Annotated in this window: 13 protein-coding genes; 12 read left to right on the forward strand and 1 reads right to left on the reverse strand. The window is 38.2% G+C overall.

Translation table 11 applies throughout. The features are described 5' to 3' along the window. Positions 1-206 precede the first annotated feature (206 nt). From nhaA to AC27H3_RS05845, 4 genes are all read left to right on the forward strand, one after another. A complete protein-coding gene (nhaA, locus tag AC27H3_RS05830; protein WP_487104504.1) occupies positions 207-1,412 on the forward strand; it encodes a Na+/H+ antiporter NhaA in 1,206 nt (401 codons plus the stop codon). Positions 1,413-1,662: 250 nt separating this feature from the next. Beyond that, positions 1,663-2,244 (forward strand): elongation factor P hydroxylase, encoded by a 582-nt coding sequence (locus AC27H3_RS05835; RefSeq protein ID WP_487104506.1) that lies wholly within the window; start codon positions 1,663-1,665, stop codon positions 2,242-2,244. Positions 2,245-2,330: 86 nt separating this feature from the next. Continuing rightward, positions 2,331-3,464, forward strand: coding sequence for an ATP-NAD kinase family protein (locus AC27H3_RS05840; protein ID WP_487104508.1), 1,134 nt, complete (start codon positions 2,331-2,333; stop codon positions 3,462-3,464). Between the two features lie 87 nt (positions 3,465-3,551). After that, a complete protein-coding gene (locus tag AC27H3_RS05845) occupies positions 3,552-3,824 on the forward strand; it encodes a YfcL family protein (RefSeq protein ID WP_487104509.1) in 273 nt (90 codons plus the stop codon). A 375-nt stretch (positions 3,825-4,199) separates the two neighbouring features. Here the strand turns inward: AC27H3_RS05845 and mnmC are convergent, their stop codons facing one another. Then, positions 4,200-6,251 carry a bifunctional tRNA (5-methylaminomethyl-2-thiouridine)(34)-methyltransferase MnmC2/FAD-dependent 5-carboxymethylaminomethyl-2-thiouridine(34) oxidoreductase MnmC1 gene (gene mnmC, locus AC27H3_RS05850; protein ID WP_487104511.1) on the reverse strand — a complete coding sequence of 684 codons (2,052 nt, stop codon included), beginning with the start codon at positions 6,249-6,251 and terminating at the stop codon, positions 4,200-4,202. 171 nt (positions 6,252-6,422) lie between these two features. Between mnmC and fabB the strand changes: the two genes are divergently transcribed. The 8 genes from fabB (at position 6,423) to folC (ending at position 17,679) form a co-directional block, all read left to right on the forward strand. Next, the gene (gene fabB, locus AC27H3_RS05855) at positions 6,423-7,634 is read left to right on the forward strand and encodes a beta-ketoacyl-ACP synthase I (RefSeq protein WP_487104513.1); all 1,212 of its coding nucleotides are present in this window, start codon (positions 6,423-6,425) and stop codon (positions 7,632-7,634) included. Positions 7,635-7,787: 153 nt separating this feature from the next. Beyond that, the gene (locus tag AC27H3_RS05860) at positions 7,788-8,144 is read left to right on the forward strand and encodes a 5-carboxymethyl-2-hydroxymuconate Delta-isomerase (protein ID WP_487104515.1); all 357 of its coding nucleotides are present in this window, start codon (positions 7,788-7,790) and stop codon (positions 8,142-8,144) included. Positions 8,145-8,209: 65 nt separating this feature from the next. Then, positions 8,210-9,337, forward strand: a complete 1,128-nt coding sequence (locus tag AC27H3_RS05865; RefSeq protein ID WP_487104517.1) for a 4-phosphoerythronate dehydrogenase — start codon at positions 8,210-8,212, stop codon at positions 9,335-9,337. A gap of 11 nt (positions 9,338-9,348) precedes the next feature. Next, positions 9,349-10,374: an aspartate-semialdehyde dehydrogenase gene (locus AC27H3_RS05870; RefSeq protein ID WP_487104518.1), complete on the forward strand. Its 1,026-nt coding sequence runs from the start codon at positions 9,349-9,351 to the stop codon at positions 10,372-10,374. Positions 10,375-10,646: 272 nt separating this feature from the next. Then, positions 10,647-14,375 carry a FimV/HubP family polar landmark protein gene (locus AC27H3_RS05875; RefSeq protein WP_487104520.1) on the forward strand — a complete coding sequence of 1,243 codons (3,729 nt, stop codon included), beginning with the start codon at positions 10,647-10,649 and terminating at the stop codon, positions 14,373-14,375. 152 nt (positions 14,376-14,527) lie between these two features. Further along, positions 14,528-15,310, forward strand: a complete 783-nt coding sequence (gene truA, locus AC27H3_RS05880) for a tRNA pseudouridine(38-40) synthase TruA (RefSeq protein WP_085301973.1) — start codon at positions 14,528-14,530, stop codon at positions 15,308-15,310. Positions 15,311-15,536: 226 nt separating this feature from the next. Next, entirely contained in the window at positions 15,537-16,394 is an 858-nt protein-coding gene (accD, locus tag AC27H3_RS05885; RefSeq protein ID WP_487104523.1) for an acetyl-CoA carboxylase, carboxyltransferase subunit beta, read from the forward strand. Between the two features lie 10 nt (positions 16,395-16,404). Continuing rightward, a complete protein-coding gene (folC, locus tag AC27H3_RS05890; RefSeq protein WP_487104525.1) occupies positions 16,405-17,679 on the forward strand; it encodes a bifunctional tetrahydrofolate synthase/dihydrofolate synthase in 1,275 nt (424 codons plus the stop codon). Positions 17,680-17,691: the final 12 nt, after the last annotated feature.

Below are 17,691 nucleotides of genomic sequence, written 5' to 3' on the forward strand. Positions count from 1 at the left end.
GGGAAGTTCAGCTCTTATTTAATGCAATATTACCAGTTAATAAATCAATAATCTGAACTAATATCGAATTAATTACTTTTTTCCGAATTATTATCATTTAGTGTTTATTTAGCATTAAATTTTTTACAAATGATTACATTGGTTAATTTGAAAAAAGTGTTTTTGTGACATATTATGTCGTCACGTGAATTTAATTATGAGAACCAATGATTATTAAAAGTGTTAACGACTTCTTAAAGCTTGAAGCTGCCAGCGGTATTATTTTAATGTTTGCTGCTGTTGCGGCCATGATTATCGCTAACTCACCTTTTATGGTGTATTACGATATGCTACTTAATATTCCTGTGCAGGTCGCTGTGGGAACTTTTGAAATAGCTAAGCCTCTATTGTTGTGGATAAATGACGGGCTGATGGCACTGTTTTTTTTCCTGGTAGGTTTAGAGCTTAAACGTGAGTTTTTAGAGGGTGATTTATCGCAACCTGGGCAAGTTACATTACCGGCTATTGGTGCTTTAGGTGGCATGTTAATACCGGCTTTATGTTATGTGGCATTTAACTACAATGATCCTGACGCGATAAATGGCTGGGCGATACCAACCGCCACCGATATTGCTTTTGCTTTAGGTATTTTGTCGGTTATAGGCAGCAAAGTGCCGCTACAACTGAAAGTGTTTTTAACTTCGTTAGCTATATTTGATGATTTAGGCGCTATTATCGTTATCGCATTATTTTATACTGACCAACTTTCGTTATTATCTCTAGTTTTTGCTTCGAGCATCATCGCGATATTATTTGTTATGAATAAACGTGGTGTGACTAGTACAGCACCTTATATTTTTCTAGGTATTGTGCTTTGGGTTGCTGTATTAAAATCTGGTGTGCACGCTACATTAGCAGGGGTTGTTTTAGCCTTCTTTATTCCAATAAAAGGGAAAGAAGATGAACCCTCACCGTTAAAATCTTTAGAGCATAACTTACATTCGTTAGTCGCTTTTATTATTTTACCAGTCTTTGCCTTTGCAAACGCAGGAATAAGCTTTGCCGGTGTGGGTATCGAACAAGTAATGGCACCTGTACCAATGGGGATTATTGTTGGTTTAATCGTTGGTAAACAACTTGGCGTATTTGGTTTTTGTTTTATTGCTATTAAACTAGGTTGGGCTAAATTACCAACAAATGTGAATTGGCGTTTGCTCTACGGCGCTGCAATATTATGTGGTGTTGGTTTTACCATGAGTTTGTTTATTGGTTCTTTAGCCTTCGAGCAAGGTCAAGGCGCTAATCTTATTTTCCAAGATAGATTAGGTATAGTGATTGGATCATTAATCTCAGGTGTTTTTGGCTACTTTGTTATTAAAGGTGGCGTAAAAAATATGAAAGAATCTGACGATGTTTCGGGCAATGAAAGTTAATTTATTTGCTGAGCATATGCAAAATATCAATAAGGCAGCACTTAGTTGTAAGTTGTATTGTTATCGACTTTAGGTTGCAAGCAAAATCTTAGACAATCGTGTTATCTTTGATACGAAGAGTTAAAGTTTTTTTAAAACGGCGATGTAATAATCGTCGTTTTTCGTTAGAATAGCGTCAATTTTAAAGGGCAATTGCACAGTACCAAACAGTGTTCTAGCATAACCCTATTCACCTGAAAAAGTTTATTTCATGTCTATGTGTAAGCCTCTAAACATTTGTGATGAGACGGCGGATAATATTCCCGAGCTTCACTACCGTGATTTGATCACGTTATTCGATACAACTTTTTATGCTTTGTATAATACCCGCCTAATAAAAGGCACAGACGAGCCTATTTATATTCCGAGCAGTGAAGATTGTAATTATAATCAAATTGTTTTTGCTCATGGTTATTTTGCCAGTGCATTGCATGAAATTTCACATTGGTGCTTAGCAGGTTCGACACGGCGTTTATTGGAAGATTATGGTTATTGGTATATTCCAGATGGTAGAGATCATCAACAACAAGCCCAATTTGAAAGTGTAGAAATAAAACCTCAAGCGATAGAGTGGGCACTTTGTGTTGCCAGTGGAAAGCATTTTGATGTTTCTACGGATAATTTATTAGGTGAAGGCGAAACCGATAGAGTGGCGTTTAAAGCCTTGGTATATAAACAAGTACTGACTTATTTAGCCAACGGCTTCCCTAAAGATGCCGAAACTTTTATGACTGTTTTAGCAAAGCATTATCAAACCGCTTGGCCTTTAGCCATTAAGCATTTTCAACTGTAGGGCGCGAGAAGCTTTGGTATGGCTACTTGGTATTGTTATTTTGGTATTGCGATGAAGTTGTTACTGGAAATAAATGAGATTAACCAATGAAAGAATTTAAATTAGGCCTAGTCATTAACCCCATTGCAGGCATTGGTGGCAGTGTAGCTTTAAAAGGGAGTGATGGTGAAGGCATTGCTGAACAAGCTCTAGCGCTTGGAGCGACCGCTAAATCTAATGAACGGGCATTACTGGCATTAGAAATTTTATTGCCTTACAAAGACAATATAGTTATTTATACAGCCGCTGCTGAGATGGGCGAGCATACAGCGAAAGGCTTAGGTTTTAATACTGTAGTGGTGCATGAGCTTTCAAGTGAAACGACCACAGCGCTTGATACAGAGCAAGCGGTAACCACTTTGATCAGCCACAATATTGATTTATTGTTGTTTGCCGGAGGTGATGGCACAGCACGCAATGTTTGCCATATTGTTGAAGATAAGTTTCCTGTATTAGGCATACCTGCGGGTTGTAAAATTCATTCTGGCGTTTATGCAATTACACCTAAAGCCGCCGGTCGCGTAGTAGAGTTAATGATCACTAATCAGTTAGTAAGTTTAACCGATGCAGATGTAATGGATATTGATGAAAGCTTGTTTCGCCAAGGCGTTGTAAAAGCAAAGCGTTTTGGTGAAATGCAAGTACCATCAGAGTTACGTTATATTCAAGCGGTTAAGTCAGGTGGTAAAGAATCTGATGAGTTAGTATTACAAGATATTGCTGCGGATGTTATCGCTAAAATGGATGACGAATTATTTATTATTGGCTCAGGTTCCACTACCGCATTTGTTATGGAAGAGTTAGGGCTAGATAATACCTTGCTTGGTGTTGATGCTATTTGTCAGCAAACATTAATGGCAAGTGACTTAACTGAGATGCAACTTTGGCAGCTAATTCAGTCTTATCAAGCTGGTCAGGTTAAGTTGTTAATCACGTTAATTGGCGGTCAAGGGCATATATTTGGTCGTGGTAATCAACAGTTAAGCCCACGTATAATTCGTGCTATTGGCAAAGAAAATATTATTATTATTGCGACTAAAACTAAGCTGAATGCACTAGAAGCAAGGCCTCTTATTGCTGATACCGGCGATAGCGAACTTGATCTGGAACTATCAGGTTATTTAGCCGTGACTACAGGTTACAATGATCAAGTGTTATATCCCGTTGATAGCGTGCAATAGAACGTACATTAAATAAAAATTAATCATTATTAATATTAGAGAACAGGCAATGTTTATAAACTTGCCTTATTGAATATGGAATTAAATATGCAATTTGAAAACCTTACCGCGTTATATCATTTTTTAGATGAGCAAGTAACACAAGACGTTAGTGCTGATGAATTATTCGCCGGTAGTTATTTAAGAGGCTTTATCAGCTTAGCTGGCAGCGAATACGGTGATGAATCACAGCCTTTAACACAAGCTTTAGCGACAAATATCAGTGAAAAGCTACAAGCTGCTCGCACAGAGCTTAGTCCACAAGATCGTCAAATAGTGCAAGACTATTGGTTAACTTTGCAAACAGCTTTCAGCGCTTAACTAGATAGCTTAGTTGGATAGCTCAACTATGCTAAGTGGTCGATTAGTAAAGTAACTAACCTGAACTCTGGATAATGAGTGCTTGAAACTCAAGTGAACCAAAAGCTTAGGTAATAAAGTAAATGCTATAGCCAGGTGAACATCACGAATAGATATCATCAATGCTTCATTTTATGCCATTTCCAAGGCAAAACGTTTATGAATAGCGGGCTATTTATCGACGTTTTAACGCAGAAAATGGCTTAAAATGGAGCATTGAGCAAGTGCTGCTTATCCAGAGTTCAGGTTAACTAAGCAATTTAACTAAATAGCGATTAAACAAACCAATGAAAGCAGCATATTTTAAAGGCTGCTTTTTTATGTTCGATAATAAGTTTAATCAAATTTTCGACGAATAATATCTCGAATAATGAAGCGGTTAGGCGCTAAGTTAAATAGCTGTTCGTTGTTTAGTGGGTAAGGCGTACCACAAATATCGGCGGTTAAAATATCGGCTAATAATGGCGCAGTACAAAGCCCGCGTGCGCCCAATCCAGTTAACATATATAGATTTGAAATTACCGGTGCTAATTCATTATAGCGCCAACGCTTATCTTTACTTAAATGTGGATATTGCTGCTTATGAGCATCAATATCTGGCATAGCACCTACCATAGGTAAGTGATCAGGGGTCATGCAGCGTAAACGTGCTTTACTACTAACAATGTCAGTAGGTTGCCATTGCGTTACATTTGGTAAGCATTTATCAAGCATAGCCAAGTTAAATTGGTCGTCTTCGGCTTTACTCTCGGTATCAAAGCTATTTTTTTGAAACGTTGCGCCAATGCAATGCAAGTTATTGTTAGCTGGTGTTAAGTAACCTTTATGACAAATAACGGTAGATAGGTTAGCTATTTTATCATTACTTATCATATTACTAACTTGGCCACGTACTGATGTTAGTGGTAGTTGCTCTATTAAGTTCAGCGGTATGCCTTGGGCACCGCCACAATAGATCACTACATTGGTTTGGTAATCTTTTTTGTCAGTATGCAGCAACCATTTACCATCAACTTTTTGGCTTACACTATTGATTTTACAGCCAGTTTCGACTCGCAACCGATTAGTTGATTCCGCGGCTTTAAAAACTTGTTTTACTAATTGAGCCGGGGCAATCCAACCCGCTTTAGGGAAAAACAAGCCACCGTGTTCGAGCGCTATATTGGCTAACTCACTGGCTTTGGTTTTATCTATGCTTTGTACTAAGCATTTTGGCCACACTGGCGAGTGCTCAAAATGCTGCTGGCGAAGATCTAAAGCTTTTTTGTATGAGATTTCTAGCAAACCACACCAGTCGTGATCAAACTTAAAACCTTGTTCGCTAATATGCTTATAAAATCCTACGGCTTGCTCAAACGCTTGTTGATAGAACAAACTAATATCATCTGCTTGCTGGTGAATAAGTGGGTAGAGCGCGGCAATATTATTACTTGATGCCCCTTGTGCGATGCTAAAATCTTGACAATATACGTTTACCTTAACCCCAGCTTTTGTTAGCGCATAAGCAGCACACGCTGAAGCAATACCACCACCAATTATACTGACCTGTTGTGGTTTGTTAATTATTGGGCGTTGTTGATAGCCTTTTCCTGAATGAGGGTTTTGTTGAAACACCGCGCTTAGCATTTCATCTTTTTTACCATGCGCTGGGCGTTTTTCAACTCGAAAGCCGGCTGATATTAATTGGCGCTTTACATTACCTGCAACCGTAAATGTTGCTAATGTTGCCTGCTCTTTTGATAACCGTGTTATTTGTTGGAATAGCCCTGAATGCCACATTTCAGGATTTTTGTTGGGTGAAAAACCATCCAGATACCAAGCGTCAACTAATGCTGAACTTCGACGATTTTTATCCTTGGCTAATTGCGCTAAACCTAATGTTGCATCGTTAAATATTAATTGCAAAGTTACTGCGCCTGAATAAAAACTCAGTGTTACATCTTGCTCTGGAGAGTCTGGATATTGTGCAATTAATTGCTGACTGTAATGTTCAAGCTCAGGCAGAATTTTTAACGATTGTGCCAGTTGCGCTTTTGATAATGGGTATTTTTCTACACTGATAAAGTGCAAAGCCTGTTTTGATTCAAGCTCTGATTTAAGTTCTGATTCAAGCTCAGTTTGGTGCTTGGTTTGTGGCTGAATTTTTCTTTGTTGAATTTGATCAAAAGCTGCAAGTGTTAATAAAAAGTTTAGTCCGGTGCCGAAGCCGGTTTCTGCGATAACAAATTTTTCGGGGAGTTTTGCTAACCTTGATCTAATATTATTGCCGTTAATAAATACACACTCGCTTTGGCTTGTGCCTTGGTTTGTATCAAAGTAGATATCTTCAAACTGGCTTGAAAAAGGCGAACCGTCTTCTTGAAAGGTAATCTTAGCTTGATCAATCACAATATTAACGTCTTCCGTTGCCAGTAAAAAAAGGTTATTTTACATGTTATTACAATAGGCTGTCATAAAAATGAAAAAATTCAGTGTACAAGTGTACGCTGGACAGACCAGTATAGGGGGCAAAAGTATGTATGATACGCCCAGATTTTTTAATTGAATATGGTTATTTATATGAAACGTGTAGTTATCACCGGATTAGGTATTGTATCAAGTATTGGTAATGATGCAGAAGAAGTATTAACGTCTTTAAAAGAAGGGCGTTCAGGTATTACCCGTGCTGAAAGTTTTGCTGAAATGGGTTTGCGCAGTCAAGTTTGGGGTAAACCTGAAATTGAAGTTAAAGACCACATAGACCGTAAAGCACTACGTTTTATGGGTGAAGCGTCTGCTTTTGCCTATATAGCCATGGATCAAGCAATAAAAGATTCAAAATTAACGCCTGAACAAGTATCAAACTTCCGTACCGGTATTGTTGCTGGCTCTGGTGGTGCGTCATCTGAAAACGTCGTTAACTCAGCAGATACTTTACGCGAAAAAGGCGTAAAACGTGTTGGTCCTTACGCAGTACCAAAAACCATGTCGAGCACCATCTCAGCATGTTTAGCGACACCATTTAAAATTTTAGGTGTTAACTATTCAATCAGTTCAGCTTGTGCCACGAGTGCGCATTGTATTGGTCATGCAGCTGAGCTAATTCAACTGGGTAAGCAAGACGTAGTATTTGCTGGTGGTGGTGAAGAAGTTCATTGGTCATTAGCGATGATGTTTGATGGCATGGGTGCATTATCTTCTAAATATAATGATACACCTGAACTAGCTTCGCGCACCTATGATGCAGACCGTGATGGTTTCGTTATTTCTGGCGGCGGCGGTATGGTTGTTGTTGAAGAGCTTGAACACGCTTTAGCGCGTGGTGCACATATTTATGCTGAAATTGTGGGTTACGGTGCTACGTCAGACGGTTACGACATGGTTGCTCCAAGCGGTGAAGGCGCTATTCGTTGTATGCAACAAGCCATGCAAGGTGTTGACGCAAAGGTTGACTACTTAAACACTCACGGTACTTCTACACCTGTTGGCGATGTAAAAGAACTTGGTGCTATTCAAGCGGTATTTGGTGAAGACTCACCTGCAATTAGCGCAACAAAAGCGATGACAGGCCATGCACTTGGTGCGGCGGGTGTTCATGAAGCGATTTTCTCATTATTAATGATGGAGCATAGCTTTGTTGCTCCTTCGATTAATATTAATACCTTAGATGAAAAAGCTGAAGGCTTAGATATTGTTACTGAAAAACGTGACATGGAGCTTAATTTAGTTATGTCTAATAGCTTCGGTTTTGGCGGCACTAACGCGACCTTAGTTATGCAAAAGTATAAATAAAATGCTGTTTGGTGAAATTATGAGTATTTATAACTGATAATTCTATTTAATTTAAAAAACCGCTAATAACTTAGCGGTTTTTTTATGTCTTTTTGTGGTTAAATTTAGCTACAATGTCCACCTTAATTATTTATTGTTGATGACCGTTCTATCATGCCTCATTGTATTATTGAATATTCTGCAAAAATTACCGAAAACTTGCCGGTAGAGCAGTTAATGCACGCTGTTTATAAAGGCGCAAACCAAAGTGAGTTATTTAGCGCTACTGATATCAAAGTACGTGCCTGTGCTTATGATGATTTTTACTTGCCCGGCGCAGAGCAAGTGTTCGTACATGTTAATTTAAAAATATTATCGGGTCGCGATTTAACACAGCGAAAAAACCTCACTGGCCATGTTTACAATCAACTTGAGCGCCTAGGGATTGAAAACGCCATAATTACTGTTGAAGTAACGCAAACCGAAAAAGAAAGCTATATTAAAAAGTCGACAGTACCGACTCAAAGCTAAATTTATCTGGGCATTGCTAATAGCTATTTAAAAGTAATTGTTACTTTTTATAATTGAGAACATTAATGAATATTTTTTACGACGAAAATATGCCATTCGCAAAGGATTTTTTTGCCGACTTAGGTACATTAACCGCCTTTTCTGGCCGCACTTTGACAGCGAATGACGTTGCAAACGCAGATGTAATGTTGGTGCGCTCCATTACACAAGTAAATAAAGCGTTGCTACAAAACAACAATGTACTGAGCTTTGTTGGTACAGCAACCATAGGTGTTGATCATATTGATCAAAACTACTTAGCCGAACGAAAAGTTAACTTCCATTCAGCACCCGGTTGTAATGCAGTATCGGTAGCTGAGTATGTATTAAGTGCTATGGTCGTGCTTGCAGAACGTTACTTATTGAGCTTAGTTGACTTAACCGTTGGTATTGTTGGCGGAGGTAATACGGGCTCAAGATTAAGTGAAAAATTAACCGCTTTAAACATTAAGCATGTTATTTGTGATCCTTTGCAAGCTGAAAATCCTAATGATAATCGTGAGTTTTCAACACTAGAACAAGCACTAGCTTGTGATGTGATTTCTTTACATGTGCCATTAACTCGTGAAGGGCAGCATGCAACATATCATTTATTGGATGCGGCTCGGCTTGCAACATTAAACCATAATCAAATTTTGATTAATGCGTGTCGCGGTGAGGTGGTAGACAATATAGCTTTATTGAAAATGAAGCAGCAAGGCCACGGGGTAAAATTGGTACTCGACGTTTGGGAAAATGAGCCTGCTATATTAACTGACTTGATCGAGTACTGCGAAATTACCACAGCTCACATTGCTGGTTATAGCTTAGAAGGAAAAGCTCGTGGCACAGAAATTTTGTATCGGGCATTATGCCAACAGTTAGATATTTTACCAAAGAAGCAACTTGCTGACTTTTTACCGATACCGGCTATTAGTGCGATTGAAATTAAACAAGCCTTTGATGAAATACTACTAAACCAACTGGTAAAAATGGTTTACGATGTTAGACGCGACGATGCAATTTTTCGTCAACAAATTAATACTCAAGGATTTGACCATATTCGAAAAACCTACCCGACTCGCCGGGAGTTTTCTGCAATAACGGTAAACTTGAACAATGTGTTGAGCTCAGATGTGCCACATCTGCTCGGCTTTAATAAACAAACTGGATAAGAGAGAGGATCATGGCACAGAAATTTGATGTTTGCGTACTAGGTGCAACAGGATTAGTTGGTAAAACAATTATTGAAATATTAGAACAACGTGATTTTCCAATTAATAAACTATACCCATTGGCTAGCGCACGTTCTGCTGGTGAATTTATTGAATTTAATGGTGAAAGCATTGAAGTTTTAGACGCTGATAATTTCGATTGGAGCCAAGCACAAATAGGTTTCTTTTCTGCTGGCGGTGCTACATCAGCAAAGTATGCTCCTATCGCTGGAGATGCTGGCTGTATTGTTATTGATAATACCTCTGAATTTCGCTACGACGCTGATATTCCATTAGTGGTGCCTGAAGTAAACCCACAAGCGCTAGCTGAATACCGTAATCGTAATATTATCGCTAACCCTAACTGTTCAACCATACAAATGATGGTAGCTTTAAAGCCTATTTATGATGCTGTAGGTATTTCTCGTGTTAATGTTTGTACTTATCAGTCTGTTTCTGGTGGCGGAAAAGCTGCAATGGATGAGTTAGCAAAACAAACGGCTGATCTATTGTCAGGTAAGCCTGTTGAGTCAAAAAATTTCTCTCGCCAAATCGCTTTTAATGTAATTCCGCAAATCGATGTATTTCTTGAAAATGGTTATACCAAAGAAGAAATGAAAATGGTGTGGGAAACACAGAAAATACTTGGTGATGACACGGTAATGGTTAACCCTACAGCGGTTCGCGTACCGGTATTTTTCGGCCATGGTGAGTCATTGCACATTGAAACAAATTCACCTATTTCAGCGGAAGAAGTTAAAGATCTTTTAAGCCAAGCGCCCGGTATTGTTGTTTGTCGTAATGACGAAGACTTTCCTACGCAAATTGGTGATGCTAGCGGTAAAGATGAAACTTTTGTTGGCCGTATTCGAGAAGATATTAGCCACAACAATGGCATTAATATGTGGATCGTTGCAGACAATGTAAGAAAAGGTGCAGCGACAAACAGCGTACAAATTGCCGAGTTATTAATCAAAGATCACCTTAGCGAGTATTAATAGTCGATAAGTTGTAGATTTATTAAAGAAAAATGAAAACCCGTCGTTATAATAAGCGACGGGTTTTTTTGTTTTATTTCACTTAACGTAAATTAAGGATAAGATAAGAAACATATACTATTAAATTAATAATGCAGTTAAAAAGCTGTAAAGGCATTTATCCAAGTATTTGGCAGTAATTATTTAATAACTGGAATAATTTTTGCTTCGCAATCTCCTGACTTGGGCCCGTCATTGTATTGGCGAATAATCATTATAAATAGGAAATTTTAATGCACACATTGTTACGCCTGTGCTTATGGCAGGCACTTATTATTAGCATTTGCTGCTTTAGTCTCCCAACATCAGCTGAAGATGACGGAATACGTATTCGTGGACCTAAATCTACAGACGCATTTCCTTACGACCGTTATGGACCAATTACCAGCAAAGATACTTTATGGAACATTGCACTAAAAGTTCGTCCTGATCCTCGCTTGTCTGTTTATCAAGTCATGCAGGCACTATATGAGAATAACCCTAATTCTTTTAAAGAAAATAATTTAAATCACATGATCAGCGGTCAGTATTTAAAACTACCGTCGATTGATGTGATTAGAGCAATTAACCCTGACATAGCACAACAAAAGTCACGCAGCGATGATAAGGCTTGGCAACAAAAAGTTGCAAAAGTTGTTAAAGTTACACCTAAGAAAATACCTAATCCTGAAGAAGCTTCCGTTAATAAAAAAGATTTAGATGCAGCAAAATCTGAAATTAATACTCAATTACAAACAATTGATAACACGCAACAACAACGATTAGCCACTATTCAGAATGACGTTTTAGATTCTATTGACGGCCTGCAAAGTTTATTAAAAGAAAATGAAGCATTACGTGATCGCCTAACAAGCTTCAATGACCAACTTGGCGTAATGCAGAGTGAAGTGGCTAAAAGCAAAGAAATTAAAGTGCAGATGGACGATATGATCTCGCTGCAGCAAGAACTTTTATCAAAAGCTGAAGCCAGAGAACAAGCGTTATTAATTGAGAAACAAAAAGCTGAACTTGAAGAAGGCAACTTAATGTCGAGTTCATGGTTCATTGCATTAATGGCCACTTTACCTGCGTTGTTAGTTTTGTCCTTGGTTGCCATTTTATTTAGACGTAAAAACAATAAAGACAGTAACGAAGACTTAGTCCCAGACAAGACAGAAAAAAGTGTTGATGCTAAAGAAAAAACACCGCCAACGAAAGAAGCAGTAGATAACGAATTAACCTTAGAAGATGAATTAAGCCTTGATGACGAGCTATCACTCGAAGATGAATTGTCACTCGATGATGAACTTTCAATAGACTTATCAGAAAATGATGAAGATCACGATGATCTATTTTCTGATGATCTAGACGCATTAGATGAAGACGTTATTCAACTGGATGACGATTTAGATGATTTAGACGAGCTTGAAGATATTGCTTTAGATAACAATGAGGAAACCATTGCGCTAGATGACGATCCAGTTGAAGGTGAGCCATTAGAAGGTGGGCAGTTAGATCAAAGCGATTTAGATTCTTTAATTGCTGGTTTAGAAGATGAAGTAGATAACAGTGAAGAAATTGCACTTGACTCAGATGAAATTGCGTTAGATGAATTAGATACTTTATTATCTGAAGGAAAAACCAGTGAATCTGAAGAAACAGATGCTGGTGCTGATACAGTGTTGGATGATGACGATGATATCGATAGCTTATTAGATGCTGCTGTAGAATCAAACGACATAGATGATAAGTCTACAACTGATATTAGTGAAGTTTCTGAACCTGATGACATTGATGCCTTGCTTGATGCGGTTAGTGAAACAAAAGATAGTTCAGATGAACCAGCTTCTATTGACGTTTCAGATCCAGATGACATTGACGCATTATTAGATTCAATTAACGGTGCAGATGAACCTTTAACTTCAACAGATAATGATAGCAATACAAATGTTGAGAAAGATGCTGAAAGTAATGCTGATATCGCAGATCCTGATGACATTGATGCACTATTAGATTCAATTAACAGTACGGATGAGCCTTCATCAGATAATGATACTATTGCGAGTGTTGACGAAAATATCAAAGATGCTGAAAGTAATGCTGATATCGCAGACCCTGACGACATAGATGCACTGTTAGACTCAATTAACGGTGCAGATGAATCTTCATCAGATAATAATGCCAAAGCGAGTGTTGACGAAAATATCGAAGATGCTAAAAGTAATGCTGATATCGCAGACCCTGACGACATAGATGCACTGTTAGACTCAATTAACGGTGCAGATGAATCTTCATCAGATAATAATGCCAAAGCGAGTGTTGACGAAAATATCGAAGATGCTGAAAGTAATGCTGATATCGCAAACCCTGACGACATTGATGCACTGTTAGACTCAATTAACGGTGCGGATGAGCCTTCGTCTGATAATAATACGAATGCAATTGATGACGACAATACCGAAGATGCTAAAAGTAATGCCGATATTGCAGACCCTGACGACATTGATGCACTGTTAGACTCAATTAACGGTGCTGATGAGCCTTCGTCTGATAATAATACGAATGCAATTGATGACGACAATACCGAAGATGCTAAAAGTAATGCCGATATCGCAGATCCTGACGATATTGATGCACTGTTAGACTCAATTAACGGTGTGGATGAGCCTTCGTCAGATAATGATACTATTGCGAGTGTTGACGAAAATATCGAAGATGCTGAAAGTAATCTCGATATCGCAGACCCTGACGACATTGATGCACTGTTAGACTCAATTAACGGTGCAGATGAGCCTACAGCAGATAAGGACAGCAATGTTGATGCTAGCCTTAATTCAAACATTCCTGATTCAAGTACTCCTGATGAAAACACTCCTGATACAAACATTGACCAAAATAATAATGTGTCAGAGTCTTTAGATAATATTGATAGCGAAAATACAGCACTCATTAATAATTTTACTGATGAATACGTACAGTCATTTATAGACACTGATTTAAGTGAAATTGCTAATGAAGATGCTGAAAAATCGTTGCAGACTGAAAGTGACGATCAAAGTGACAGTCAAAACGATAGTCAAAATAATGCAGCAAGTGATAGTAATGAAGATATTTCAGATGACTTTGATATTGACGCTTTAATTGAGGAAGTTAATCATCACCCTGAGCCATCAAATGAAGACACTTTAGAAATAGGTGATGATGTTCTCGATACAGAATTACAAGACACTGATTCATCTAACGAAAAGCTTGAGGATAAAATAGTAGACGCTACTGATTTGGATGATGAAACTTTAGCGGCAATATCCGGTGACTTTGACGAATCTACATTAACTAATTTATTAAATGATGAGAAAACAGATAACGACTTAGTAGAATTATCTCCAGACTTTACTGACAGTAACGTGCTGGCTGATTTACTTTCTGATGATGATAGTCCAATAGAAGAAGAGAGTAAAAAGTCAGCTGCCGATAACGCTGAAGAAGTTGCAGGCATTAAAGAGCTTGATAACCTTGATTTTGATGACTTGTTGGCAAATATTGAAGAAGAAAGTGGACAAGCAAGCAGTGATGAATTTGAATTCAGCGAGAGCTTTGATATTGGCGATGACTTTGAGTCTGATGTTGAAGAAGATCTTGAATCAGAAAGTAATCATTCTCGAAAAGAAAATAATGAAGAAGACTTTATTTCAGTCGACTCTTTATTATCTGATAGCTTGTTAGATGGTAAACCAACTGAGCCTTATGAAAAAATGAAAATAGATGTCGGGTTAAGTGAGTTCCCAGAATTTTCAGGGAATATTACTGACGAAGATATTGATGACGACGACAATGGCATTGCTGCCAAATTAGATTTAGCTAAGGTTTATATCGAAATTGGTGACCAAGAGAATGCCGAAGTGATCTTACTTGATGTAGTAAAACAAGGGGATGCGCAGCAACAGTTTGATGCTCAACAGTTGTTGGATAATCTTAAAGATTAAGATATTTTTATCTCTTAAATTTAAAGGCTGCTTTTTGCAGCCTTTTAACTTTTAGAGCTTTCAAAATTAATGCAAAGTGTTGAATCTATTAATTCAATTGGTATAACGCGCAAAATAATGGATAATGTCTCACCTTAGCAATGGAGGATACAATGCGTTACGCTTTAGGCATAGAATACGATGGTAGCAACTACTACGGTTGGCAAAGACAAAAGAATGTAATTAGCGTTCAAGAATGTGTAGAGAAGGCTTTGTCAAAAATTGCCAATGAACCTATTGAAGTTGTCTGCGCCGGTAGAACAGATACTGGCGTTAATGCGACCAACCAGATTATTCATTTTGAAACAGATAAAATGCGTAAAGATGTTGCTTGGACGTTGGGTGTTAATACTAATTTACCTAAAGATATTGCCGTGTCTTGGGTAAAAGAAGTCAATCAAGACTTTCATGCTCGCTTTAGTGCAACTGCTCGTCGTTATCGTTATATTATTAACAATAATCGACTTCGCTCGGCAATTTTAAGCTCAGGCATTAGCTTTTGTCATTATCCTTTGAATGAAAATTTAATGCATCAAGCCGCACAGTATTTAGTTGGGCGTCATGATTTTACCTCATTTAGAACTGTGCATTGTCAGTCGAACTCTCCAACTCGAACGTTGCATTATTGTAATGTTTCTCGCCAAGGTGAGTTCGTTATTATTGATATTAAAGGCAATGCATTTTTACACCATATGGTGAGAAATATTGCGGGTAGTTTAATGAAAGTGGGTCAGGAACTAAAACCTGTAAGTTGGCTCAAAGAAGTGCTAGAAGCAAAGAATCGTTGTGTTGCTGGTATTACGGCTCCTTCTGCCGGTTTATATTTTGTTGATGTAGATTACCCAGAAGAGTTCGGTATTCCAAAGCGTAGCCCAGGGCCGTTATTTCTACTATAATCAAGTTAAAACAAGTTGATTGTTTTCCCTGTGATTAAACAATATTACTGGCGAAAAGCCGCGAAGCTAATTATATAAACAGACAGAACAAAGAAAACAGACCAGTTTTTCCTATAATTGTGTAGGTGTTCTATGGTCTAATTCAACGAATTAGCTAAAATTTTATATTTAGTGGTTGTATTTTAAACAATTATTAAATTTTTTCGTGTATAGGCAAAAATATATTATGAGCTGGATTGAAAAGATTCTCCCAAAAGCAAAAGCAACACAAAAAAGAAATATTCCAGAAGGCGTTTGGAGTAAGTGTTCTAGCTGTAACGCGGTGCTCTATAAAGTTGAGCTAGACAGACAAATGTCAGTTTGTCCAAAGTGTGATCATCACATGCGTATTTCGGCACGCAAACGTATTGATGGCTTTCTTGACCAAGGCGAGCGAGTTGAACTCGGTGAAGAATTTGAAGCACAAGATATTCTTAAATTTAAAGACTCTAAACGCTATAAAGATCGTATTTCAGCGGCACAAAAAAGTACCGGTGAAAAAGATGCATTAGTGGTAATGAAAGGTGAACTTCATGGTCAGCCTATTGTTGTAGCTGCATTTGAATTTGGCTTCTTGGGCGGTTCAATGGCATCTGTTGTTGGTGCTCGTTTTGTTAAAGGTGTTGAATACTGTTTAAAGCATGATGTACCTTTTGTTTGTTTTTCTGCCAGTGGCGGTGCTCGTATGCAAGAAGCATTGTTTTCATTAATGCAAATGGCAAAAACCAGTGCCGCATTAGCCAAAATGAGTGAGAAAGGTCTACCTTATGTTTCAGTATTGACTGATCCTACTATGGGCGGTGTTTCTGCAAGTTTGGCAATGTTAGGCGACATTAATGTTGCCGAGCCTAAAGCTTTAATTGGCTTTGCAGGTCCTCGCGTTATCGAACAAACAGTCCGCGAAAAGCTACCTGAAGGTTTTCAGCGTAGTGAATTCTTAAAAGAAAAAGGTGCGATTGACCTTATTGTTGATCGTCGTGAAATGCGCAGTACTTTGGCAAGAATGCTTGCTAAATTTATGGGACAAGATAGTCCCGCAGCATAACGGAAAATTCATGTCAAAAATGACTAAAGGCCATTCAGCAAGAAATAATCTTACTGAATGGCTTTCTTATTTAGAGAGTATTCATTCAGTTGAAATAGAGCTGGGTTTAACACGCATTAATGCTGTTGCCAATAAGCTTAATATTGTATTTCCTACTTCTACTATTATTACTGTTGCGGGTACGAATGGTAAGGGCACAACCTGCGCCTTTCTAGAGAATGCATTTTTAGCACAAAATTTAATGTGCGCAGTTTATTCATCTCCTCATATTGAACGCTTTAATGAACGTTTACGCCTTAATAAAGTAGAAGTAAACGATGCTAGCTTAGTTAAAGCGTTTGAAACTATCGAACAAACTCGTGATGATATATCTTTAACCTATTACGAATACACCACTTTAGCTGCGTTATTAATATTAACCGCAGAGCAACCAGAGGTTATTATTCTTGAAGTAGGTTTAGGTGGTCGTTTAGATGCAACCAATGTTGTTGACGCAGATATTGCGGTAATTACCACTATTGATCTCGACCATCAAGCATATCTAGGTGATACACGCGAAGCTATTGGCTTTGAAAAAGCGGGTATAATGCGCGCCGATAAACAGGCTGTAATAGGTGATAAAACCCCGCCGGCTACAATTGTTGAGCACGCAAAGTGCATCGGCGCTAAACCATTTTTTCGTGATGAAAACTTTATCATTGAACAAACGAGTAATAAGCAGTGGTTGTGGCGCAGTGGCAATGCTAATTTTTCCGGCCTGACTAACTGTTATATACCACAAGATAATGTCGCTACTGCAATCATGGTGTTAAGCCTGCTCGCAGACAAACTCGACTTATCGTTAAATAGTGCTTTTATCAATCAAGTTATTGCTGAAACAAAGGTTGCTGGCAGAATGGAAAAGTTCTCGCTCGATTGCGATGTTATTTTAGACGTTGGCCATAACCCACAAGCTGCAAGATATTTAGCCGAGCAGCTAGAGCAATTAAACTACCCGAAAGTGCATGCCGTATTAGGTATGCTAGGCGATAAAGATGCAACAAATACCGTTGCGCCACTTTTACCAGCTGTTTCGCATTGGTATATTGGCACGTTAGAGGTACCAAGAGGGCGTAAAGCAAAAAACATCTTAGAGTCTACACAAATAGACACCGCGAAAGTAAATTGCTTTGACAATGTCTCTCAGGCATTTAGAATGGCAAAACACAATGCAAAAGCAACTGATCTTATTCTAGTTTTTGGATCATTTTTTACCGTTGCAGAAATAAGACGTTTACTTGTTTAACAATGTTTGGAG

It is taken from the genome of Colwellia sp. NW0002-52-1 (assembly GCF_057550865.1).